This window comes from Streptomyces sp. NBC_01474 (assembly GCF_035918215.1).
Classification (GTDB): Bacteria; Actinomycetota; Actinomycetes; order Streptomycetales; family Streptomycetaceae; genus Streptomyces; species Streptomyces aureus.
On record NZ_CP109449.1, the window covers coordinates 6,762,489 to 6,783,373 of the forward strand.

The following is a 20,885-nucleotide window of genomic DNA, read 5'->3' on the forward strand; positions in this document are numbered from 1 at the left end:
CGATGCGGGCCACGATCGGGGTGGAGTGCATCCGGGGTCTCCTTGCGGGCCGGTTCAGAGCAGGACGTCGTCTCCCCTGGACACATCAAGCGGGTCCCAGCCCTCGCCTCGTTCCGGGAGCAGGGACGGGTCCGAAAGGACGGATCCGGTGTGCACCTCGTGCATCAGGCGGCGGTCCAGGATCCGGCCCGCGCAGGCGATGCCGCTGACCGCCGAGCCCGTGATGCCGTTGCCGTAGCGGGTGTCCGCGCCGGCGATGTAGAGGCCCTCGACGCAGGTCGCCGAATCCGGGCGGGCCCCGGCCGCGCCCCAGTGCGCCATGCCGAAGGGCGTACCGCCGCTGGAGAGCGTGAAGCGCTCGTGGGTGAGGGGAGTCGCGGTCTCCAGGTGCGTGAGGTGACCGCGCAGCGGGCCGAGCAGCTCCTCCGCCGCGTCCAGGACCGCGTCCGTGAGGCGGGCCTTCTCCTTCTGGTACACGGGGTTGCGGCGGTACTTCTCGCCGTCCGCGGGGCCCGTACTCACGCCCCACTGCTCGAAGCCGGGCGGGCACAGCGTCATCAGCTGGAAGTTGGAGTGGCCCGGAGGGCAGATGCGAGGGGTGACGTCGTCCTTGCCGGAGGCGAACGAGGCGAAGAGGAAGTCCGAGCCGCCCTCCACGGTGCCGGCGCGCAGCCCCGTGTAGAACCGTTCGATGTCGTCGCCGCGGTACCACCACAGGTTGGCGTGCTGTTCGATGTCCCGGTCGAGGGCCACGTAGACCGCCGCCCAGGGGAGCGCCATCCGCGCGTCGCGCGTCTTGGCGGCGAGCCGGCGCGGCAGGTTCTGCGCGCCGACGAGGTCCAGCATGGTGCGCCGGTAGTCGGCGTTCGAGACGACGACCGGGGCGGGCGCGCGGCTGCCGTCGGCGAACTCGACGCCGCGCGTGCGGCCCTCCTCGACGGCGATCCGCGTCACCCTGCTGTACGTGCGCAGTGTGCCGCCGTGCGCGCGGATCACTTCGAGGAGCCCGGCCGCGAGCATCTGGCCGCCGCCCTGCGGGTAGTAGGCGCCCCGGATGTAGTGGTCGGTGACCGTGGCGTGCAGGGCGACGGTCGCCTCGTCGGGTGCCATGCCGTAGTTCGGCGACTGGGCGGCGAGCAGCGTACGGGCCCGTGGCGACAGGCCGCAGTGGTCGAACAGCTCGGTCAGGGTGCGGCGCCCCCAGGCCACCGACTGCGGGGCGTGCTGCGGGAGTTCGGACATCGGGAGGTCCTCGGCGGCGACGATCGCGTCCCGCCGCTCGGTGCCGAGCCCCGCCACGACGTCGAGGAACGTGTCGATCCCCGCCGCGTCGTCCGGGCACGCCTCCCGGAGCCGCTTGCGGTACGTCGCCCAGTCCGCCGGCATGTCGAGCGTGGCGCCGGGAATCACGACGCGGTCGAAGGCGTCCGGGTTCATCTCGCGGTACGTGAGCCGTTCGCGCAGGCCGAGCCCGTCCAGGACCGCGGGCAGCAGTCCGTCCGGCCCGCAGTCGCCGAGATAGTGCACGCCGACGTCGAACTCGTAGGCGCGGCGCCTGCGGAACACATGGCTGTTGCCGCCCGCGACGCCGCCCTGCTCGGCGACCAGGACCCGCTTGCCGGAGACCGCGAGATACGCGGCACAGACGAGACCGCCGATACCGGAGCCGACGACGACCGCGTCCCAACTGTCCGTAGTCTCCGTGGAGGTCATGCAACACTCCGGGTCGGCGTCGACGGGAGCGGGGTCGGCACCGCGGGCAGCTGCCCCGGTTCGCCGACCGTGAGCCGGGAGACGCGCGGCGCGGTCTTGCGGGCCAGGCCCGTGAGCGTACGGCCGGGGCCGATCTCGACGAACATGTCGCAGTGCAGCTCGTCGGCCATCGTGCGCACCGAGTCCGACCAGCGCACCGGGGACGTCAGCTGCCGCTTCAGGAACTCGGGCCAGCCGTCGGAACCGCGGTAGGGGCGTGCGTCGACGTTCGCCACGACCGGCGTGAAGCCGTGCAGGAACTCGGTCCCCGCCAGTGCCCGCTCGAACGACACGGCCGCCGGGGCCATCAGCGGCGTATGGAAGGCGCCGCCCACCGGGATCGACACGACACGCGTCGCCCCCAGCCCCGCGGCCACCGCCGAGCACCGCTCCACGGCGTCGGCCTCGCCCGAAAGAACGGTCTGCTGAGGCGAGTTGAGGTTCGCGACCCAGACCCGGCCGCCGTCCTCGCGCACCGACGCGGCGGCCTTCTCCAGTTCACCGGCGGACAGCCCGAGGACCACGGCCATCGTGCCGGGCGCGTCCGCGCACGCCTTGCGCATCGCCTCGCCGCGCGCCGCGACGAGCCGTACGCCGTCCTCGAAACCGATGACTCCGGCCGCGACGAGCGCCGCGTACTCGCCGAGGCTGTGGCCCGCGCACACCAGGGGGCGGCCCGCGGCGGGCAGGACCTGCCGCAGCTCGCTCAGGATCACCATCTCCAGGACGAACGTGGCGAGCTGCGCGTTGTCGGTGCGCCGCAGATACGCGTCGTCGGAACGGAGCAGCAGCTCCACCACGTCACGCCCGGACACCTCGCTCGCCCGCTCGGCCAGGAACCAGCCGGGGCTCGACGCCCACGGCCGGCCCATTCCCGCCTGCTGCGCGCCCTGCCCCGGAAACACCAGAGCCAATCGCGGACCTGTCATCTCGTCCATCGCCTTCTTCTGTCTCCCGGAATTACGGCTACGGCGATGATTCCAGAAGGATTTGGAACCGCCGTAGAGGGCAGATAAAAGGTCTCCGAATAGTCGCGCGGGGCGGGGGAGAAGCCTTTGCTGTCACTTTCGGGGAATGCGCTGCCTCTTTCGTTGGGCGCCCCTTGTCCGGCCCGCTCCGGCCCGCTTACGTTCCCTTCGTCAAGGCAGCAGGCGATGAGAGGAACACACATGACTCAGCAGACCGTGGCGTCGGCGGCCGGCTACCACGAGCAGGTGAGCCGGATCGTCATCGAGGAACTCGAGCTGGAAGAGGGAGAGCTGACGGACAGCGGTCATTTCATCGACGACTACGACAGCGACTCGCTCTCCCTCATCACCGTCGTCTCCCGAATAGAGAAGGAATTGGGGGTTGCCATTCCGAAGGACACCCTCGGCGATCTGGTGAATCTGCGCCTCCTCGTCGACGCCGTCGTGCAGCACGCCGCGGACCAGCAGGCGGGGGAGAGCGCGAATGGCTGACACCGCCGGTGCGGTGCGCCCCTCGCGCCGCGTCGTCATCACCGGACTCGGCGCGGTGTCGCCCGTCGGCATCGGCGCCGACGTGTTCGCCGCCGCCGTCCGGGCGGGCGTCAACGGCACCGCCCCCATCGAGTCCTTCGACGCGAGCGCCTTCCCGCGCCGCAAGGCCGGCGAGGTCCTCGACTTCGAGCCCGCCGACCACCTCAAGCGGCTCGACCCGCCGCGCTGGGGTCGCAGCGGCCTGCTCGCGGCGGCCGCCGCCCGGCTCGCCGTCGCCGACGCGGGCATCGACGAGGAGCAGCTCGACACGGCCCGCGCGGGCGCCGTCATGGGCACCACCAGCGGCGAGTCCGCGGTCGTCCAGGCCCTCGCCGAGCAGTGGATCGAGGGCGGTCTCGCCTCGATCGACGGCGAACTCGCCGGCCAGACACCGGCGTCCAGGATCGCCAACGCGGTCAGCGCCGAACTGCGCCTCACCGGCGAGACGCAGACCATCCCGACGGCCTGCTCCGCCTCCAACTACGCGCTCGGCTACGCCTACGACCTGGTGCGCAGCGGCGAGGCCGAGGTGATGCTCGCGGGCGGCGCCGACGCCGTCAACCGCCTCACCCACGCCGGGTTCTACGCGCTCGGCGCGATGGCCGAGGACGTGCCGCGGCCCTTCGCCGCCGACCGCTCCGGCATCGTCACCGGCGAGGGCGGCGCCGTCCTCGTCCTGGAGACGTACGAGCACGCCGTGGCGCGCGGCGCCCGGATGTACGCGGAGATCCTCGGCTACGCGGCCAACTGCGACGCCGCCCACATGGTGCACCCCGACGCGACCAGCATCGCCGCGGGCATCAGGGCCGCGCACGAGGCGGCCGGCGTCGAGCCCGCGCAGATCGACTACATCTGCGCCCACGGCACCGGCACGCCGACGAACGACTCCACCGAAGTGGCCGCCGCCCGCGAGGTGTTCGGCGACCGCATCCCGCCGATCAGCTCCATCAAGTCGATGCTCGGCCACACCATGGGCGCCGCGTCCGGCTTCGGCGCGATCGCCTGCTGCAAGGCGTTCGAGCAGGACTTCCTGCCGCCCACGGCCAACGTCACCGAGCCCGACCCGGCGCTCGGCGAGGGCGTGGACTGCGTGCCCGGCGTCGGCCGCGAGGCCCGCCTGGACATCGTGCAGAACCACGGGTTCGCCTTCGGCGGGAACAACGTCATCACCATCCTGGGGAGGGTCTCGTGACGACCGCGACTGCGACCGCGGGCACGACCGCCGTCGCGACCGCCGCACCGCTCCACGTCACCGGCGCCGGAGTCGTCTCCGCGGCCGGGTACGGCCTCGCCCCGCTCGGTGAACTTCTCCTCGAGCAGGGCGAGCTGGAGAAGAGCCCGGTCGGCGAGGACGCCGACACGTACCCGCCGCGCCCCGTCCGCGCCGTCCACGGCTTCGACGTCAAGGAGCACCTGGGCCGCAAGGGCACCAAGTACCTCGACCGGCTCACCTCCTTCGGCCTCGTGGCCTGCAAGGAGGTGCTCGAAGGGGCGGAGGTGAGCGGCGGCCGCACCGGCGTGGTGCTCGCCACCAACACCGGCTCCGTGTCGACCCACAGCTCCCTCCTGTACGACACGCTGACCCTGGAGAAGCCGTACCTGGTGAACCCGGGCCAGTTCCCGAACACCGTCATGAACAGCACCTCCGGGCAGATCGCCATCCGCAACGGCCTGCGCGGCCTGAACGCGACCGTCGCCGGCGGCCAGACCGCCTCGCTGCTCGCGTTCCGGCACGCACGCCTCGCGCTCGGCCTCGGCCGCGCCGAGCGGCTCCTCGTCGGCGGCGTGGAGGAACTGAGCGCCCCGGCGGCGTGGGCGTGGCACCGCACCGGGGTGCTCCGCGAGGACGCGGCACTCGGTGAGGGCGCGGCCGTCTTCACCGTTCAGCAGGACCCTGCGGAGGGGGCCCTGGCCGAACTCCTCGCGTGCGAGGTGCGGTTCACGCCGGACCCGCGGCAGTATGCCGAAGGTCTCGCGAACGCCGTCTCGCGCGCCCTCGACCGCAGCGGGGTCCGCCCCGAGGAGGTGACGGCCGTCTCCCTCGGCGCCGCCCACCACCGCGGCCTGGAGCGGATCGAGGAGCGCGGCGTGCGGGCCGCGCTCGGGGGCGAACTGCCGCGCGCCGTACGGGTCGCCGATGTGCTCGGCGAGACGTACAGCGCCAGTGGCGCGCTGCAGCTCGCCGCCCTCCTCGCCCTGTGGCAGGCCGAGCCGCCGGCCTCGCCGGTGACGGCGCTCGTCACGTCCGTGGGCCGGGACGGCAACGCCGCGGCCCTGGTGGTGCGCAGCCCCCGCTGAGGCCTGCCCCGATGACGGCAGCGGCGCCCGCGAGTCTCCCCGCGGGCGCCGCTGCCTTTTCCGTTCACCGCCCCTGAAGGAGCCCGTATGTCCGCCGCCACCCTCGACCCGGCCTGCGCAGGCCGCATCTACCCGCCCACCGAGCCGTACGAAGTGGGCCGCGAGAAGATCAGGGAGTTCGCCGCCGTCCTCGGGGCGCCTGCCGGTGACGGCGCCGTCGCGCCGCCCACCTTCCCCATCGTGCTGTCCCTGCACGTCATGAAGCAGATCCTCGACGACCCGGACCTCGGCTTCGACTTCGCGCGGGCCGTCCACCGCGACCAGCGCTTCGAGTCGGTCCGCCCGGTGCGCGCCGGGGACCGGCTCACCGTCACCATCGAGATCGTCGCCGCCGGGACGGTCGACGGGAACGACGTCGTCACCCTGCGCGGACATCTGCGCGAGGCGGACGGAGGCGCGCCCGTGTGCACGACGACCTCGACCCTCGTCTCCCGTAAGGAGGAAGCCGTATGAGCCAGGTACCGCGGCCCGGCGACCGGCTGCCCACCCGTACCTTCCGCTACACCCGCGAGCGGCTCGTGGCCTACGCCGCCGCGTCCGGCGACCACAACCCCATCCACTGGTCCGACTCCCGCGCCGCCGCCGTGGGCCTGCCCGGTGTCATCGCGCACGGCATGCTCGGCATGGGCGTCGCCGCGACCGCCGTCACCCAGTGGGCGGGCGAGCGGGCCACCCTCATCGAGTACGGCACCCGCTTCACCCGTCCGGTCCTCGTCCCCGACACCGCCGACGGCGTGGACCTCACCGTCGACGGCACCGTGGGCGACGTCAGGGAAGACGGGACGGTTCGGGTCGATCTGACGGTGCGCTGTGCGGAGCAGAAGGTACTGGCGCGGACGCGAGCGGTGCTGGCGTACGGCCGATAGCGAGCCCCGCGAACGCCCCAGCGAACACCACGGCGGCCCCCGTCAGCACCGCGCTGCGGAGGCCGCCGTGCGCGTACACGGCGGTCAGGAGGGCGATGCCGAGGGCGCCGCCGAACTCGCGGATCGTGTTGTTCACGCCGGACGCGAGATTGTGCTCGTGCTCCGCGACCGAGCCGATGACCGTCGCCGGGTTCGCCGCGAAGACGAGACCCATACCGACGCCCGCGAGGACCATGGCGCCGACCATCTGCCCGTACGCCAGACCGGGCTTCGAGATCAGCGCCAGCCACACCAGCGCGACCGCCTGGAGCAGACACCCCGCCGCCTGGAGCGGACCGCCGCCCACCCGCCCGACCAGCGCGCTGGCCAGCGGCACGATCACCATCGGCGCAGCGGTCCACGGCAGCGTACGCAGACCCGCCTCGAACGGTGAGTAGCCCATCGGCCCCTGCATGAACTGCGCCAGGAAGAAGATCGCGCCGAACACTCCGAAGTACATGGTCAGGGCCAGCGCGTTGCTCAGCATGAACGGGCGTACGCGGTAGAGGTGCAGCGGCGCGAGAGGCGTCGGGGTGCGCCGCTGCCACCGGGCGAAACCGGCGAACAGCGCGGCGGACACGGCGAGTCCGGCCGGTGGACGCACCGCGGCCCAGCCACTGTCGGCCGCCTGCACGATGCCCCACACGGCAGCCACCACCGCACCCGTGACGAACGCGATGCCCGGCACGTCGAGGCGGCGCGGCGCGCCCTTGGACTCGCGGATCGCCCACAGGGCGAGAGGGAGCGCGACCGCCCCCACCGGCACGTTGATCCAGAAGATCCAGTGCCAGTCGAGGCCCTGCGTGACCAGGCCGCCGGCCATCGGGCCGAGCGCGATGCCCAGGCCGTTGACCCCGCCCCACACGCCGACCGCGAGCGGCCTGCGCTCCGGGGCGACGGCCGCGACGGCCAGGGTCAGTGAGACCGGCAGGACGGCAGCGGCCCCCGCCCCCTGCACGACCCGGGCGGCGACGAGCAGGCCCGCCGAGTCGGAGAGCGCGCACGCCGCGGACGCGACGGTGAAGAGCCCGATGCCCCACACGAAGACGCGCCGCCGGCCGATCCGGTCGCCGAGAGCGGCGCCCGCGAGCAGCAGCCCCGCGAACGCCAGGATGTATCCGTTGACGACCCACTGGAGGCCGGACTGGCGCACCCCCAGATCACGGGAGATGACGGTCAGCGCGTTGGTCACGACGAGGTTGTCGACGGCCACCATGAACATGGGCAGCGAGGTCGCGATCAGCGCCCATGCCGCCCCCTTTGCTCGCACGATGTCTTTCCTTCCTTACGGCTTGGGGACGCGAGGAGGCCGCCGGCCCTCGAGAGGTCCGGCGGCCTGGCCCGCGCGTACGAACGGCGTTACGCCTGCGTGCCCGCCGGCGGCAGCTTCAGCTCGACGGCGCCGATCTGCGCCAGCAGGAACAGGTCCTGGCGGCAGGCCCAGTGCTCGTGCACCAGACCGTCGTCACCGACGCGGTAGATGTGGATGTGCTCGACGTCGACCTTGTTGCCGGTGCCCTCGAAGCCGAGGAAGTCGCCGGTGTGGATGCCGGTGAAGCGCACCCGGATGACGGCCTTGTCGCCGTCGGCGAACGAGTCGATGTGGTCCCAGCTCGCCTCGGAGAACACGGAGTTCATCCAGCGGGCGGTGCCGAGGTAGCCGGAGGGGCCGCCGGGGGTGCCGGGCGGGGCCTCGTAGTCGACGAAACCGGGGGCGACCAGTTCGTGGGCGACCTTCTCGTCGAGGTCGTTGAAGATCTTTCCCATCTGCTGGGCGATCTCCAGAACGGTGGCGTTGGACATGGAGGTCCTTTCCTGTAGCGGGAGTTGGGAGGGGTGTTCTCCGGTGTGGGGGGAGTCAGTGGCCGACGCCGAGGCCGCCCGTGACCGGGAGGATCGCCGCCGTGACGTACGAGGCCTCCTCGCTCGCCAGGAAGCGGACGGCGGCCGCGACCTCGTCCGGGGTGCCGGCCCGGAACAGGGACGTCTGGCCGAGGACGTGCTGACGCCGGGCGTCGGTGACGTCCTTGACCATGTCGGTCTCGATCAGGCCGGGCGAGACGATGTTGACCGTGATGTTGCGGCGGCCCACCTCGCGGGCGAGCGAGCGGCCGAAACCGATCAACCCGGCCTTGGACGCCGCGTAGTTGGTCTGGCCCGGGGCACCCGCCATCGCGCTCATCGAGGACATGAGGACGACCCGGCCCCAGCGGGCCTTGAGCATGTCCGGCACGACCTCCCTGGCGACGGTCACCGCCGACATCAGGTTCGTCTCGATGACCGCGCGGAAGTCGTCGTCCTCCATGCCGACGAGCAGCTCGTCGCGGGTGATCCCCGCGTTGGAGACGAGCACCTGGATCGGCCCGTGCTGGATGCGGGCCTCGTCGACCGCGCGCCGCACGGACTCGGGGTCCGTCACGTCGCAGCGCACCCCGAACAGGCCCTCGGGCGGCTCACCGGTGCGGTACGTGACGGCGACCTTGTCGCCCTGTTCGGCCAGGGCGCGGGCGGTGGCGAGGCCGATGCCCCGGTTCCCGCCGGTGACGAGCACGGAACGGCTCACGGAGTCAGCTCCTAGGAGTGGGGGGACAGGGCCGCCGGCAGGAGGGCATCGAGCCGCTCCGCCGCCTCGGCGGTGTCGGTGAAGTGGATCGCCTGCCAGCCGGCCGCCTCCGCGCCCGCGCAGTTGTGCGCCAGGTCGTCGACGAGCACGCAGTCCTCGGCCGGCACCCCGGCCCGCCCGGCGGCGAGGGCGAACATGCCGGGCGACGGCTTGCGGTGGCCGACCTCGAAGGACAGCAGGACGTCGTCGAAGAGCTCCGCCGGATCGACCATGCGGCGCCAGTGCGCGTCCCAGGTCGGCACCATGTTGGAGAGCATCCCGACGAACGCGCCGCGCTCGCGCGACGTGCGCAGCGCCGCCACCCACGCGTGGTTGGTCTCCCGCCCGTCGAACCAGGCGTCGGCCAGCGTCGTCAGGTGCACGCCGGTCACACCGTGGTCGGCGGCGAGCACCTCGGAGACCTGCGTGAGCCACTCCTCCTCGGAGACGAGAGGGGTGTCGATCGGCTCCATGATGTCGCTGGTGCCGTAGCGGGCGGTCACCTTGCCGAGCGCCTGCTGAAGGGCCTGCGGGTCGATGCCCTGCGACTTGCAGAAGGTGCCCATCGTGTGGGCGATCGGCGGGGTGAGGACCCCGCCGAAGTCGGTCCAGACGGCGAGGCGCCGGGGTGCCCGCGCGTCCTGCGTGCTGCTCACAGCTCACTCCCGGGTGCGACGGTGACGGTGACGTGCGCGATCTCGGCGTCGCCCTGGAGGAAGCGCACGGGGGTCTGCGTCCGGCCGCCGTCCGCGCGCATCCGCGGCGCCTCGGCGTGCACCGGCTCGTCGAGCTCCGCGAACCGCGAGAAGCGCGCCTCGAACCCGACGGCGTACGTCGTCCGCGGCTCGCCCGTGGACAGCAGGGCCAGCTGCCGCGCCGCCTCGACGAGCGTCATCGCGGGCAGGTGATCGTAGACGTGGTCGAACAGCGCGCGGTTGTCGAAGCGCGGGGTGACCTCGGCCGAGACCGCGGAGGGGGACGTCTCGGGGCGGGACAGGACGACGTTCAGCGGGTTGCCGCGGCCCACCCGGGCGGGCTCGGCCTGCCAGATGTCGTCCACGGCGGCCCCGTGGTCGCAGAAGTCCGAGGTGAGCGGGGCGGGCGTGCCGCGCTGGGCGTGCCGCAGGACCTCGTTCTCGTGCTGGTTGAGGAACAGCACGTCCATCTCGTGCTCGCCGACCTCGGTGTCGTCGACGAAGTACCGCTGGGCGACCTTGCCCTTGCGGTAGCGGCCGCGCCGCGTCGGCTGCCCGATGTACTCGGTGTCGATGCGCAGCCGGCCGGGCTCCGGGCCGACGACCAGTTCCTTGAGCCCGTACAGGTCGAACCGGAACGTGTCGACGATCATCGTGGTGCCCTTGGAGAGCCCGATGTGCGCGTGCGACCCGGCGATGGCCGCCTGCCGGCCCGACTCCAGGAGCAACAGCGCGTCGTAGACCGCCGGCCGCTGCACATGGTCGCTGTAGTAGCCGTGGGTGAGCGGGAGTTGGACCGCGGAGCGGACCTTCTTGGCGGCCAGCGCCCTGATGTCCGTGACGAAGACCTCGGAGACCGCGGCCCGGTGGACCAGGGAGCGGTCGACGGTGCGCCCGTAACTGAGTTCGGCGGGCGCCGAAGGAATCTCCGGAGCCACGTGTGTGGTCATACCTGTTTCCTTTGGCTGGGGTCCCTCGAAGACGTCTCGCGCGGACATCTCGTGAAGACATCCGGTGAGGCTTCCGTCCGAGCGGAGGGGTTCGCTGCCGAATGAGCGTCGCAGGGGCGCATGGAAGCGCGATGGCGCGGGAATTCAACGGCGATAAAAGCGTCTTCGCATTTCCGTGCACCGACTGGGGAGCATGCCGCGGGGAAAGCGCAGTATCCTCGTGGAATGCGTATCGGAGAGCTGGCGCGGCGTACCGGAGTTCCGGTCCCCACCATCAAGTACTACTCGCGCGAGGGCCTGTTGCCCCCGGGCGAGCGCACCAGCCCGAACCAGGTCGCGTACGACGATTCCCATGTCCGCAGGCTCAAGCTGATCCGGGCGATGCTGGAGGTCGGCGGCCTGTCCATCGCGGCCGCACGCGATGTCCTGTCCGAGGTCGACTCCCCGACCCGCACGGTCCACGGCATGCTCGGCGTCGCCCAGTCCGCGGTGACCAGGGCCGCCGTCGAGCGGGGCACCGACGAGGACCGGGAGCGGGCCGAGGGCGAGGTCCGTGAGCTCGTGCTCCGGCACGGCTGGGCGGCGAAGCCGGAGAACCCGGGCTGGCAGGCGCTCGTCCAGATCGTGCTGACCTACCGCGACCTCGACCGGGGCGACCTGCTCACCCTGCTCGACAAGTACGCCGCCGCGGCAGGGGAGTTGGCGGTCGCCGAGCTCGGCGCGCTCGCCGATGTGCCCAGCGCCGACGGCAAGGTCGAGGGCGTCGTCCTCGGCACGGTCCTCGGAGACGCGGCCATGGCGGCGCTGCGCCGGATCGCCCAGGAGGACGCCTCCGGCCGGATCCGCAGCGGGCGCAGGCACAGCGCGTAGCCCCCGCCGGCTCACCCTGCGTACGCCAGCAGTGGCGCCACCGGCGCCAGATGGTGCACATGGGCGGGCGGCAGATTCCCTAACACCGTCTCCGTGCGGAACCGGTGCCGGTCCAGGGTCCGCCCGACGACGGCCTGCACCGCGAGGGTCCGCTCGCGAGCCCCGCCCGTCGTGAACACCCGGCGCAGCGGCGGCATCCCCGCGTAGGCGAAGAACGACAGGGTGCCGCCGGGACGCAGCGCCGCGAGGAGCCGGCCGAAGATGTCCTCGACCGTGCCCGCCTCGAAGTTGGCGAACGGCAGCCCGCACACGATGGTGTCGTAGCTCCCCAGTTCATGCTCCTGCACGAGCCCGGTGAGCAGCCGCACCCGCTCGTCGCCGCCGTAGTCGCGGTGCAGGAGCTCGGCGAAGCGGGGGTTGGCCTCGACGAGGTCGAGGGTGTCCAGGGCGCCGAGCGAGGCCCTGACGCGCCGGGTCACGGCGCCCGTGCCGGGGCCGACCTCGAGCACCGCGCGGGCGCGGCCGGGACTGGGGATCACATAGCGGGTCAGGGCCCGCGCCAGCAGGGGACTGCTGGGCGCGATGGCCCCGGTGTCCCGGCGGGTGCGGGCGAACTCTCGGAGGAACAGCGTCACATCGGTCATGGTCACCTGCGTCATTAGTGATAGTGAAACTATCGATAGCGTAGGTTACTGTTGGAGCTGAGGACACGCCCAGCCGCTGCCCACAGCGACGCTAGTGGGCCTCTGACCTGGGAACACGCCTCACCAAAGACCCAGCGCATGCCTCCAAAGAGGCATCGGGCCCAGGGAAAGGGAGACCGATGGACTTCGCCTCACTCGTGTCGTGGGTCGACTTCACGTCCGGCCTGTCCACCCGTATGTCGGGCGCCGCCTGCTGGGCGTACGCGATCCTCGCCATCACCACGCTGCCGCCCCTGCTGCCCAACGCGGTGCTCCTGATCACCGGCGGGATGCTTGCCGCGCGCGGCGAGATGTCCCTCGTCCTGGTCCTGCTCTCGGTGGCCGGCAGCGCGCTCGCCGGTGACGTCCTCATCCACCGCTTCGGCTGGTTCGCCGGCCGCAGGGTGCGCGGCGGCGCCGCGGGGCGCGGGCGCAGGGGCGAGCTGTTCGACTGGGCCGCGGGGCGGGTGCAGCGCGGCGGGATCCCGTTCGTCGTCGGCGTCCGCTTCCTGCCCAGCGGGCGCCTCCTCGGCGGGCTCGCGGCCGGTGCGGCGCGCTACCCGGCCGGCAAGTTCGCGATCGGTGCCGCACTCGCCGAAGTCGTCTGGGCCGCCTACTCGGTGGGCGTGGGCTACTTCGGCGGAGCGGTCAGCGACGACCCCGTGTACTCCGTCGCGATAGGCCTCGGCCTGTCCGTCGCCGTCGGCGCGGTCGCGGCGCTGGCCCAACGCAGGGCGGCCGCCGCGACTGCGCCGAATGTTTCGAAGGGGACATAGCGCATTCCCCGAAACGCGGATATCGGACGCGCACCTTTCCTGGAAGTCTCGGAATTCGCGTGCTGCGTACCGGAATTCACCGCAGTCACCCGCCGCCGACGTCACACGAAACAGACGCTCGCCACACGCCATTTGATTGATTCAGGGAGACAGAAGTGTTTGCCGCTATCGGAAAGTTCACCGCGCGGCGCCGGAAATGGGTCGTCATCGCGGCAGTCGTCTTCACGCTGTTCGCCGGCGTGTGGGGCACCGGGGTCTTCGGCTCGTTCACCGGCGGCGCCGGCTTCGACGACCCGGCCAGCGAGTCCGTCCAGGCCGACAAGGTCCTCGACGGCCCGCTGGGCCGGGAGTCCAACGACCTCATCGTCCTGTACGAGGCGAAGAACAAGAACGCCACCGTCGACTCCTTCGGCGCAGCCGTCCGCGCCACGCTGGACGACGTCCCGCGCGCCGGTATCGCCCGCCTGGACTCGTTCTGGCACCCCGGCACCCAGAGCCCGGGCGCGTACGTATCCAAGGACAACCGACAGACGTACGCGACCGTCCAGTTCACCAGCGACGACGACCAGAAGCAGGTCGAGGCGCTGGAGAAGATCAAGAACGACTTCGCGGCCGACGGCGTCACGGTCCGCTACGGCGGCGTCGCCGCGATGACCGACCAGGTCAACACCCTCACCGGCTCGGACATCGCGCGCGCCGAGATGCTGTCGGTCCCGATCCTCCTGATCCTCCTGGTCCTGATCTTCCGCAGCGCGATCGCGGCGCTCCTGCCGCTGGCCGTCGGCTCGTTCGTGGCCCTGGGCTCCTTCGTCGTGCTCCGCGTCCTGACGATGTTCACGGAGATCTCCAGCACCGTCATCAACGTCATCACGATCCTCGGCCTCGGTCTCGCGATCGACTACGCGCTCTTCCTCGTCAACCGCTTCCGCGAAGAACTCCACGCGGGCGCCGACGTCGACACGGCCGTGGAGCGCGCCACCGCGACGGCGGGCCGAACGGTCGCCTTCTCCGGCATCGCCGTGGCGATCTCCTTCGCGGGACTGGCCTTCTTCCCCTCCCGCTTCCTCTCCTCGATGGGGTACGCGGCGGTCGCCGTGGTCGCGTTCGCGGTGGTCGGCTCCCTCACCCTCCTGCCCGCCCTCCTGCGCTACACCGGGCACGGCATCGACAAGTGGCGTATCCCGCTGGGCGGCAGGAACCGTGCCCCCAAGCCGGAGAAGGAGGGACGCTGGTACCGCACGGCCCACGCGGTCATGCGCAAGCCGCTGATCTCCTCGCTGGCGATCGTCGCCGTCCTCGTGGGCCTCGGAGCCCCGCTCCTCGGCGTCAACTGGGCACGCCCCGGCGAGTGGGTGCTGCCCTCGGACGCCGACGCGAAGGTGGTCAGCAAGACGCTCGCATCGGACTTCGGGACGAACCCCGCGCAGATCATGACCTCGGTCGTCCAAGGCGCCACCGGCCCCGTGGACCGCGCCGAAGCAGCGGCCTACGCAGCCGAGTTGGCCAAGGTGGACGGCGTGGCCTCCGCGACCGCGACAGCCTTCGAGGGCAACGACGCGCGCATCACGCTCCGCTACACGCCGGACGCCATGTCCGACGCCGCGCAGAGCATGGTCCACGACCTGCGTGCCACGGCGCCCCCGGCCGGAGCGGACACGCTCCTGACGGGCATGCCCGCGTCCCGGGTCGACATCGTCGGCATGATCGGTGAACGGCTCCCGTGGATGGCCCTGTTCGTAGCGGTCGTCTCCTTCTTCGTCCTCTTCCTGGCCTTCGGCTCCCTGCTGCTCCCGCTCAAGTCGGTGATCCTCAACCTCCTCTCGCTCCTGGCCGCGTTCGGAGCGATCAAGTGGATCTTCCAGGACGGCCATCTCTCGGGCCTCCTGGGCTTCGAGCCGATCGGAGCGGTGGACGCCAACTTTCCGGTCCTGGTCGTGGCGATCGCGTTCGGCCTCGCGATGGACTACGAGGTGTTCCTGCTCTCCCGCGTCCGTGAGGAGTGGGAAGTGAGCGGAGACCCGGTCGAGTCGGTGGCCCTGGGCGTCCAGCGCACAGCCAAGATCATCACGAGCGCGGCACTGCTGCTCGTCGTGGTCGTAGGCGGCTTCATGGCCTCCTCGATCCTCTTCATGAAGATGATTGGGGTCGGCCTGGTCATCGCGGTCCTCGTGGACGCGACGATCGTACGAGGCCTGCTCGTGCCCGCGACGATGGCGCTGCTCGGCAAGTGGGCCTGGTGGGCACCGGCCCCGCTGACGCGCTGGTGGTCGAAGTACGGCTTCCGCGAGTCCTCGGCCCCGCCGCCCCCGCCCGCGCCCGCCCCGGCACCGCGCACCGAGGCGCTGCGGTGACGTTGCCCTCCGCAGGGCGGGCGGGTGAGGCGCCCAGCACGGAGGCGCCCGCCCCGCCCGCCCCCCGAACCGGGACGGCCGGCCACCCCGGTCCGGCCGTCCCCTCACCCGCGCCGCGCCCCGGCCCCGTCACTCCCCCGTCGACGGCAACCCGGGGCGCGGCGTCCCCCCGAAATGACGACGAGCCCGCCCCCGCCCCCGATGAACAGCCGGGCCCTGCTCTCGATGAACAGACAGGCCCCGCCCTCAATGAGCAGACAGGTCCCGCACCCGAACAACAGACAGGTCCCACCTCCAAGGACGACCGGGACGCGCGTGCCGCGGATGATCGAGACGTGCTCGCCGTGGACGACGGGGCCGCACTCGCCAGGGGTGACCGCGACGCGCTCGCCGTGGACGACGGAGCCACACTCGCCAGGAATGACCGGGATGACCGGGATGGCATAGATCGCCTGGATCGCCGGGATAACTGGGCCGCGTCAGGCGGGGACGACCGACTCGCGCTCGCCGGAATCATCGCGGCCGGCGTCACCGCGGTGCTCGCCGCGCTCTTCGGGGACTGGGGAACCTGGTCCGCACCTCTGGGCGACGGCCTGCCCGGCTTCCCTCTCGCATGGGGAGTGACAGCGGGACCGCCGGTCGTACTCATAGCCCTGGCCGGCGTGTTCGTGGCCTGGGCGGGCGCGCCCTCCTTCGCGCGTACGTGGGCGCACACCGCCGCCGCACTGGCAGCGGCCACCGGTCTCCTGGCCCTGTTACGGCTTCCCGTAGGTCCCGACACCACCTGGGTGGCGCTGGCCGAGGCCTCGCACGCGGGCCTGTTCGGGGTGCTCGCGGGCTGGGCCCCGGCACTGGCGGCGCTGGCCGTCACCCGACGGCGCGCGGACGGCCGTACGGGACTCACCCCATACGTCTGGGTAACGGCCCTGGCGGCCATGGCGCCCCTGCTCGTCCTGGCTGCCGGAACGGCGTGGAGCAGCCCGGCTCACGGGGCCCTGTGCACGGCGTCGGAGTGCATCAGCCCGCGCGCCGGCCTCTTCTTCACCGGCGAGGTCACACTGCGCCTGTCCCTACCCGCCTGGGCGGCGGCGATCGCCGTGCTGGCGGGGGCCCGACGGGCACCCCGGTTCCGCGACCTGCGCGCGACCTGGCAGATCCTCGTGGCCTTGGCGGCGGCGGGCTTCGCGATCCTGCTGGCACCCGGGCTGGTACTCGGAGCCAAGATCTGACGCGCAGGCCCACCGACTGTCCACCCGCCGACGAGAGGGGGCCACGGAGCCCCACCGGCCGATGAGCCACGTACGAAAAAAGGGCGGGCGCCAGGGAAGGGGCAGCCTCACCGAACGACGGGCCGCGCGCGAGCCGCGGCCCGGAAGGCGGCGAGTCCCACCGGCCGTGAGACGCCGACGAGACGGGAGGGGACGTGGGGGCATGTGCGCGCGGAGCCACCAGCACCACGTACAGGTAATCAGCTAGCTGACGTGCGCCCGTAGAACAGCGAGCACGTACATGCCCCCGCGGCCCCGCACCCGAAAACACAACGGCCGAAGACAGCCGGCACAGCAAACGATGCCGAAGCCCAAACCCGCCACTCGTCGCCCCATGACGCTGGCCCGACCATCCCTCCACGACGACGGAGAGCCGAACCATGAACGCGACGCACCATCCAAACCGCCGAAGGCTGCTCGCAGCATCCGCGGCAGGAGTCGTCGCCGCGCTGGCCTGGACCGGGGCAACCGCCGTCGCGGGTGACGCCCCGCGCCCCCGCGCCAGGCGCGCGTACATCGGCGGGTTCACGCTCGGCGAGTACGGCCTGCCGGGCCTCCCCGGCATCGGCATCGCCCGGGTCGGCGCGGCCGGACAGCTCGAACTCACCGGCTGGCAGCGGGACATCGTGAACCCCTCCTACCTCACCCTCGCCCCGAACCACAGCCACCTGTACGCCGTGAGCCAACGCCCCGGCGGCGCCACCGGCTCGCTCCACGCGTACCGCATCGACGGAGACCGGCTGCACCCCCAGGGCCCGCCACGCTCCAGCCACGGCGCCGCCCCCGTCCACCTGGCCGTGCACCCCGACGGCCGTTTCCTGCTCACCGTGAACTACGACTCGGGCCACCTCGCCGTCCTGCCGGTGCACCCCGACGGCTCCCTAGGCGAGGCCGTCCAGGTGCTTCGTCACCACGGCCACGGCCCGCACCCGCAGGAACAGCGAGGCCCCCACCCGCACATGATCGCCTTCGACCCCGCGGGCCGCCGCGTCCTCGTCCCCGACAAGGGCAACGACCACATCTACGTCTACGACTTCGACACCCGCACAGGCCGTCTCGAGCTCGCCGACCGGACCCATGTCGGCCGAGGCATCGGCCCACGCCACCTCGTCTTCCACCCCGCCGGCAAGCTGGCCTACGTCACCAACGAACTAGGCCACTCCGTGACCGTGCACGCGTACGACGCGGTCACGGGCCGGCTCACGCCGGTCTCGCACGCCTCCGTGGCCCCGCCCGGCATCAACCCACGTAACGCCCCCTCCGCCGTCCACCTCACGCGAGACGGCCGCACCCTGGTGACGGCTGACCGGGGCCTCGACACGGTCGAGTCGTTCCGCGTGGAGAACGCGGGCCGCACCCTCACGCTCCTCGCGTCGCAGCCGGTCACAGCGAAGGCCCCGGGGACCCGCTGGCCCAGGGACGTGGCACTCGACGCGTCGGACCGGTTCGTCTACACGGCGAACCAGGCGGGCCAGTCGGTCAGCGCGTTCCGCCTGGACCCGGCCACGGGCCGCCTCGCCCCGGCGGCCCAGCCGCTCCAAGTGGCGAGCCCCAGCTGCGTACTTCTGGCGTAGAACGCACCGCACCGCACCGCACCGCATCGCATCGCACCACACCGCGACACGAGCGAGGGGCGACTCCCAGATCCGCAGATCCGGGAACCGCCCCCACGCACGTGCACCACCCACCTAGGGCCGCCAAGGCACCACAGTCACCTTGCCGTCGGCCCGCCCGCTGGCCACCGAAGCGGCATAGCCGTCCGGCGACCGCACGCTACGCACGAACCACTCGTGACCGGAGCCCGGCACCCGCGCCGCCCGCCAGGTGCCGAAGACGTGCCCGGTATAGCGCGGCGGCGTCCGGCTCAGGCCCGTACCCGCGGCCTTCACCAGCGCCTCGGCGCGCGTCCACTGCTCGAAGCCGTGGGTGTTGCGGCCGCCCTGGACGCAGGGGATCCGGCTCCAGTCCATGTCGGCCCTGACCCGCTCGATGTCGACGCCGACGGGTACCTCGGCCGAGTCACCGACAGCGATGAGGGCGTACGCCGCAGAGTGCGACAGGCTCGCCGACAGCGTGGTCCCGTCGGGCGCGAACGGCACGGGCTTGCCGTGCCCGTCGTCACGGCAGCGCGCACAGAACCGGCGGAAGCCCACGTCGGCAGGGCCGACCCCGAGCGCCTGCCCGAGCACGGTCCGGTACACGTGGTGGAGGGCCAGGTACCGCACCCGGTCACCGCCCCGCCGGAACCGCGCGAAGCGCGCACGCTCGGCCGGGTCGAGAACGCCGTACGCCTCTTCATGGGGAACGGCGGAGGCCGCCGCGGCGATGGACACAGTCCAGACCCGAATGAGCCCGGAACAACCCCCCACCGAACCACTGGCTGAACGACTCCCCAGCCCACTCCCCGTTCCGACAAAGGTGCTGCTCAAGCCGCCGACCCGCCCGCCAGGATGTGATGCTGAAGCTGCCGCAGGTCCTCGGAGGGCTCCAGCCCCAGCTCCTCGGCCAGCACGGCCCGTACGTCATGGAAGGCGCGCAGCGCGTCCCCGCGCCGCCCGCACCGGTGCAGCGCGTCGATGAGGCGCGCGTGCAGCCACTCGTTGAGCGGGTCGACGGCGACCAGGCGGCGCAGCTCGGGCACGAGCTCGCGGTGGCGGCCGAGCCCCATGGCCGCCTCGATGCGCAACTCCTGGGCGCGCACGCGCAGTTCCTCGATACGTGCGGCATGCCCGGCGAGTACGCGGCCCTGGCCGACATCGGACAGAGTCCGCCCACGCCACAGCCCGAGCGCGGTGTCCAGGCGCTCCAGAGCCTTCTCGCGGCGCCCGGCGCGCAGCTCGGCGCGCCCCTGCCCGTACAGGCGGGTGAAGTTCTCCAGGTCGAGGCGCCCCGGCGCGGTGCGGAGCGAGTACCCGGTGGCCTCGGTGGAGATGACGTCGCGGACGGCGCCGGCGCCGAGCTCGCGCTCCAGCTCCTGGCGCAGGTGGTAGATGTGCGTGCGCACGGTGCTGACGGCGGTGGGCGGCGGCGCCCCGTCCCAGAGTTCCTCGACGAGCGTGTCCACCTCGACGATGTCGTGGGCGCGCACGGCGAGGAGCGCGAGCAGCTTGCGCACCTTGGGCCCGCGCGGCCGGTGCGTCACGCCGGCGCCGACGGCCTCCAGCGGGCCGAGGATGCGGAAGCCGACGCTCCCGTCGGGTTCCGAGGCCGTGACGCCCGGTATTCGGAAGCGGGCCTGGGTGTCGCGCATCGTGGGTCCCCCGTTTCTGTCGGAACTGCTCATGCGATGGGCTGGGCGAAGGTGACGAGATGCGCCGCGTACTGGGTCACCATGAAGATCCGGTACGGCAGCCGGCGCCGGGCGCGCGAGTCGTCGCGGCGGGTGGTCAGCGCGGCGGCGCTCAGTGCGAGCGCCCCGCACAGGACCACACCGGCGGGCGCGAGCAGCCCGTACGCGGCCTTGGCCACGGCGCACACGAGGAGCGCGGCGCCGATCCCCACGGCGCTCAGCGACGCGATCAGTGCGGTGACGGCGCTGCCCCAGACGACGGTCCAGTTGCGGCGGCCGTGCTTGGCGTCGCCCTCGGCGTCGGAGAAGTCCTTGGCCACCGCGCCGACCATGCCCATCCACAGGCACATGGCGGCCGAGAAGGCGAGCAGCGCGGGGGACAGGGGCGCGGCGCCGCTCAGGGCGCCCGCGGTGTAGGCGAGGGCGCCGCTGGCCACGACGACGGCGATGGTGCCGGGGGTGCGGCTCTTGAGGGCGAGGCCGGGCGCGGAGTACGCGTATCCGAGCAGCAGCATGCCGGCGGTTACCAGGAACATCAGCGGGCCGAGCACGGCGCCGCCGATGAGGGCGAGGGCGGCGAGCACCCGGGCGGTGGTGCGGGCGAAGCGGACGGGCAGGGCGCCTCGTGCGATGGGCCGCACGGAGCCGTTGGCCCGGTCCTCGTGGATATCCGTGACACCGTTGTAGAGATAGGTGAATGCGACGGAACAGAACCAGACGGCCGCGCCGAGAACGAGTGACGGCCGAATTGTCAGGTGGGACACGTAAGAAGCGGTTCCGGTCGTACCGGCCACCAGGAAGCGCAGCAGAAAGATGACCTGCACGGCATACCTGGATTCCTGTGCGCACAGGGCCAGGAGACGGAACGTCCCCAGGACACCGGCCGA

General features: G+C 72.2%; 21 protein-coding genes. 10 read left to right on the forward strand and 11 right to left on the reverse strand.

Annotation, left to right across the window (positions count from 1 at the left end; all coding sequences use genetic code 11):
* Positions 1–54: 54 nt before the first annotated feature.
* Together OG758_RS30915 and OG758_RS30920 are read right to left on the reverse strand one after the other, a co-directional pair.
* Positions 55–1,713, reverse strand: a complete 1,659-nt coding sequence (locus OG758_RS30915; protein ID WP_326712935.1) for a phytoene desaturase family protein — start codon at positions 1,711–1,713, stop codon at positions 55–57.
* Positions 1,710–2,690, reverse strand: a complete 981-nt coding sequence (locus tag OG758_RS30920) for an ACP S-malonyltransferase (protein WP_326712936.1) — start codon at positions 2,688–2,690, stop codon at positions 1,710–1,712. Before OG758_RS30920 ends, OG758_RS30915 begins: the two co-directional genes overlap by 4 nt.
* A 231-nt stretch (positions 2,691–2,921) precedes the next feature.
* On the opposite strand from OG758_RS30920, the gene OG758_RS30925 reads away from it, so the two are divergent.
* From OG758_RS30925 to OG758_RS30945, 5 genes are all read left to right on the forward strand, one after another.
* On the forward strand, positions 2,922–3,212 hold the full coding sequence (locus tag OG758_RS30925; RefSeq protein WP_326712937.1) for an acyl carrier protein: 291 nt from the start codon (positions 2,922–2,924) through the stop codon (positions 3,210–3,212).
* Complete coding sequence (locus OG758_RS30930) at positions 3,205–4,443, forward strand: beta-ketoacyl-[acyl-carrier-protein] synthase family protein (protein ID WP_326712938.1); 1,239 nt, start codon at positions 3,205–3,207, stop codon at positions 4,441–4,443. The genes OG758_RS30925 and OG758_RS30930 overlap by 8 nt, the downstream gene beginning before the upstream one ends.
* Positions 4,440–5,549 (forward strand): beta-ketoacyl synthase N-terminal-like domain-containing protein, encoded by a 1,110-nt coding sequence (locus tag OG758_RS30935; protein WP_326712939.1) that lies wholly within the window; start codon positions 4,440–4,442, stop codon positions 5,547–5,549. The genes OG758_RS30930 and OG758_RS30935 overlap by 4 nt, the downstream gene beginning before the upstream one ends.
* A gap of 87 nt (positions 5,550–5,636) precedes the next feature.
* On the forward strand, positions 5,637–6,062 hold the full coding sequence (locus OG758_RS30940) for an FAS1-like dehydratase domain-containing protein (RefSeq protein WP_326712940.1): 426 nt from the start codon (positions 5,637–5,639) through the stop codon (positions 6,060–6,062).
* Complete coding sequence (locus OG758_RS30945) at positions 6,059–6,475, forward strand: MaoC/PaaZ C-terminal domain-containing protein (RefSeq protein WP_326712941.1); 417 nt, start codon at positions 6,059–6,061, stop codon at positions 6,473–6,475. The genes OG758_RS30940 and OG758_RS30945 overlap by 4 nt, the downstream gene beginning before the upstream one ends.
* Here the strand turns inward: OG758_RS30945 and OG758_RS30950 are convergent.
* The 5 genes from OG758_RS30950 to OG758_RS30970 form a co-directional block, all read right to left on the reverse strand.
* Positions 6,378–7,784 carry an MFS transporter gene (locus OG758_RS30950; protein WP_326712942.1) on the reverse strand — a complete coding sequence of 469 codons (1,407 nt, stop codon included), beginning with the start codon at positions 7,782–7,784 and terminating at the stop codon, positions 6,378–6,380. The two genes, OG758_RS30945 and OG758_RS30950, sit on opposite strands and share 98 nt — an antisense overlap.
* A gap of 89 nt (positions 7,785–7,873) precedes the next feature.
* Entirely contained in the window at positions 7,874–8,317 is a 444-nt protein-coding gene (locus tag OG758_RS30955) for an ester cyclase (RefSeq protein ID WP_326712943.1), read from the reverse strand.
* Between the two features lie 55 nt (positions 8,318–8,372).
* On the reverse strand, positions 8,373–9,077 hold the full coding sequence (fabG, locus tag OG758_RS30960; RefSeq protein ID WP_266564108.1) for a 3-oxoacyl-ACP reductase FabG: 705 nt from the start codon (positions 9,075–9,077) through the stop codon (positions 8,373–8,375).
* Between the two features lie 11 nt (positions 9,078–9,088).
* On the reverse strand, positions 9,089–9,772 hold the full coding sequence (locus tag OG758_RS30965) for an HAD family hydrolase (protein WP_326712944.1): 684 nt from the start codon (positions 9,770–9,772) through the stop codon (positions 9,089–9,091).
* Positions 9,769–10,761, reverse strand: a complete 993-nt coding sequence (locus tag OG758_RS30970) for an AfsA-related hotdog domain-containing protein (protein ID WP_326712945.1) — start codon at positions 10,759–10,761, stop codon at positions 9,769–9,771. Before OG758_RS30970 ends, OG758_RS30965 begins: the two co-directional genes overlap by 4 nt.
* A gap of 225 nt (positions 10,762–10,986) precedes the next feature.
* Between OG758_RS30970 and OG758_RS30975 the strand changes: the two genes are divergently transcribed.
* Positions 10,987–11,631 (forward strand): MerR family transcriptional regulator, encoded by a 645-nt coding sequence (locus OG758_RS30975; RefSeq protein WP_116512916.1) that lies wholly within the window; start codon positions 10,987–10,989, stop codon positions 11,629–11,631.
* A gap of 11 nt (positions 11,632–11,642) precedes the next feature.
* On the opposite strand, the gene OG758_RS30980 is transcribed toward OG758_RS30975, so the two are convergent.
* Positions 11,643–12,290, reverse strand: coding sequence for a class I SAM-dependent methyltransferase (locus OG758_RS30980; protein ID WP_326712946.1), 648 nt, complete (start codon positions 12,288–12,290; stop codon positions 11,643–11,645).
* A gap of 164 nt (positions 12,291–12,454) precedes the next feature.
* Between OG758_RS30980 and OG758_RS30985 the strand changes: the two genes are divergently transcribed.
* The 4 genes from OG758_RS30985 (at position 12,455) to OG758_RS31000 (ending at position 18,283) form a co-directional block, all read left to right on the forward strand.
* Positions 12,455–13,090, forward strand: coding sequence for a DedA family protein (locus OG758_RS30985; RefSeq protein WP_326712947.1), 636 nt, complete (start codon positions 12,455–12,457; stop codon positions 13,088–13,090).
* A gap of 155 nt (positions 13,091–13,245) precedes the next feature.
* Positions 13,246–15,441 carry an MMPL family transporter gene (locus OG758_RS30990; protein WP_326712948.1) on the forward strand — a complete coding sequence of 732 codons (2,196 nt, stop codon included), beginning with the start codon at positions 13,246–13,248 and terminating at the stop codon, positions 15,439–15,441.
* 335 nt (positions 15,442–15,776) lie between these two features.
* Positions 15,777–16,670: a hypothetical protein gene (locus tag OG758_RS30995; RefSeq protein WP_326712949.1), complete on the forward strand. Its 894-nt coding sequence runs from the start codon at positions 15,777–15,779 to the stop codon at positions 16,668–16,670.
* A gap of 419 nt (positions 16,671–17,089) precedes the next feature.
* Positions 17,090–18,283 carry a lactonase family protein gene (locus OG758_RS31000; protein WP_326712950.1) on the forward strand — a complete coding sequence of 398 codons (1,194 nt, stop codon included), beginning with the start codon at positions 17,090–17,092 and terminating at the stop codon, positions 18,281–18,283.
* A gap of 114 nt (positions 18,284–18,397) precedes the next feature.
* Here the strand turns inward: OG758_RS31000 and OG758_RS31005 are convergent, their stop codons facing one another.
* The 3 genes from OG758_RS31005 to OG758_RS31015 form a co-directional block, all read right to left on the reverse strand.
* Positions 18,398–19,042, reverse strand: coding sequence for a 4'-phosphopantetheinyl transferase family protein (locus OG758_RS31005; protein ID WP_326712951.1), 645 nt, complete (start codon positions 19,040–19,042; stop codon positions 18,398–18,400).
* Positions 19,043–19,134: 92 nt separating this feature from the next.
* On the reverse strand, positions 19,135–19,959 hold the full coding sequence (locus OG758_RS31010; protein ID WP_326712952.1) for an AfsR/SARP family transcriptional regulator: 825 nt from the start codon (positions 19,957–19,959) through the stop codon (positions 19,135–19,137).
* A 29-nt stretch (positions 19,960–19,988) separates the two neighbouring features.
* Entirely contained in the window at positions 19,989–20,822 is an 834-nt protein-coding gene (locus tag OG758_RS31015; protein ID WP_326712953.1) for a UbiA family prenyltransferase, read from the reverse strand.
* Between the last annotated feature and the right edge of the window lie 63 nt (positions 20,823–20,885).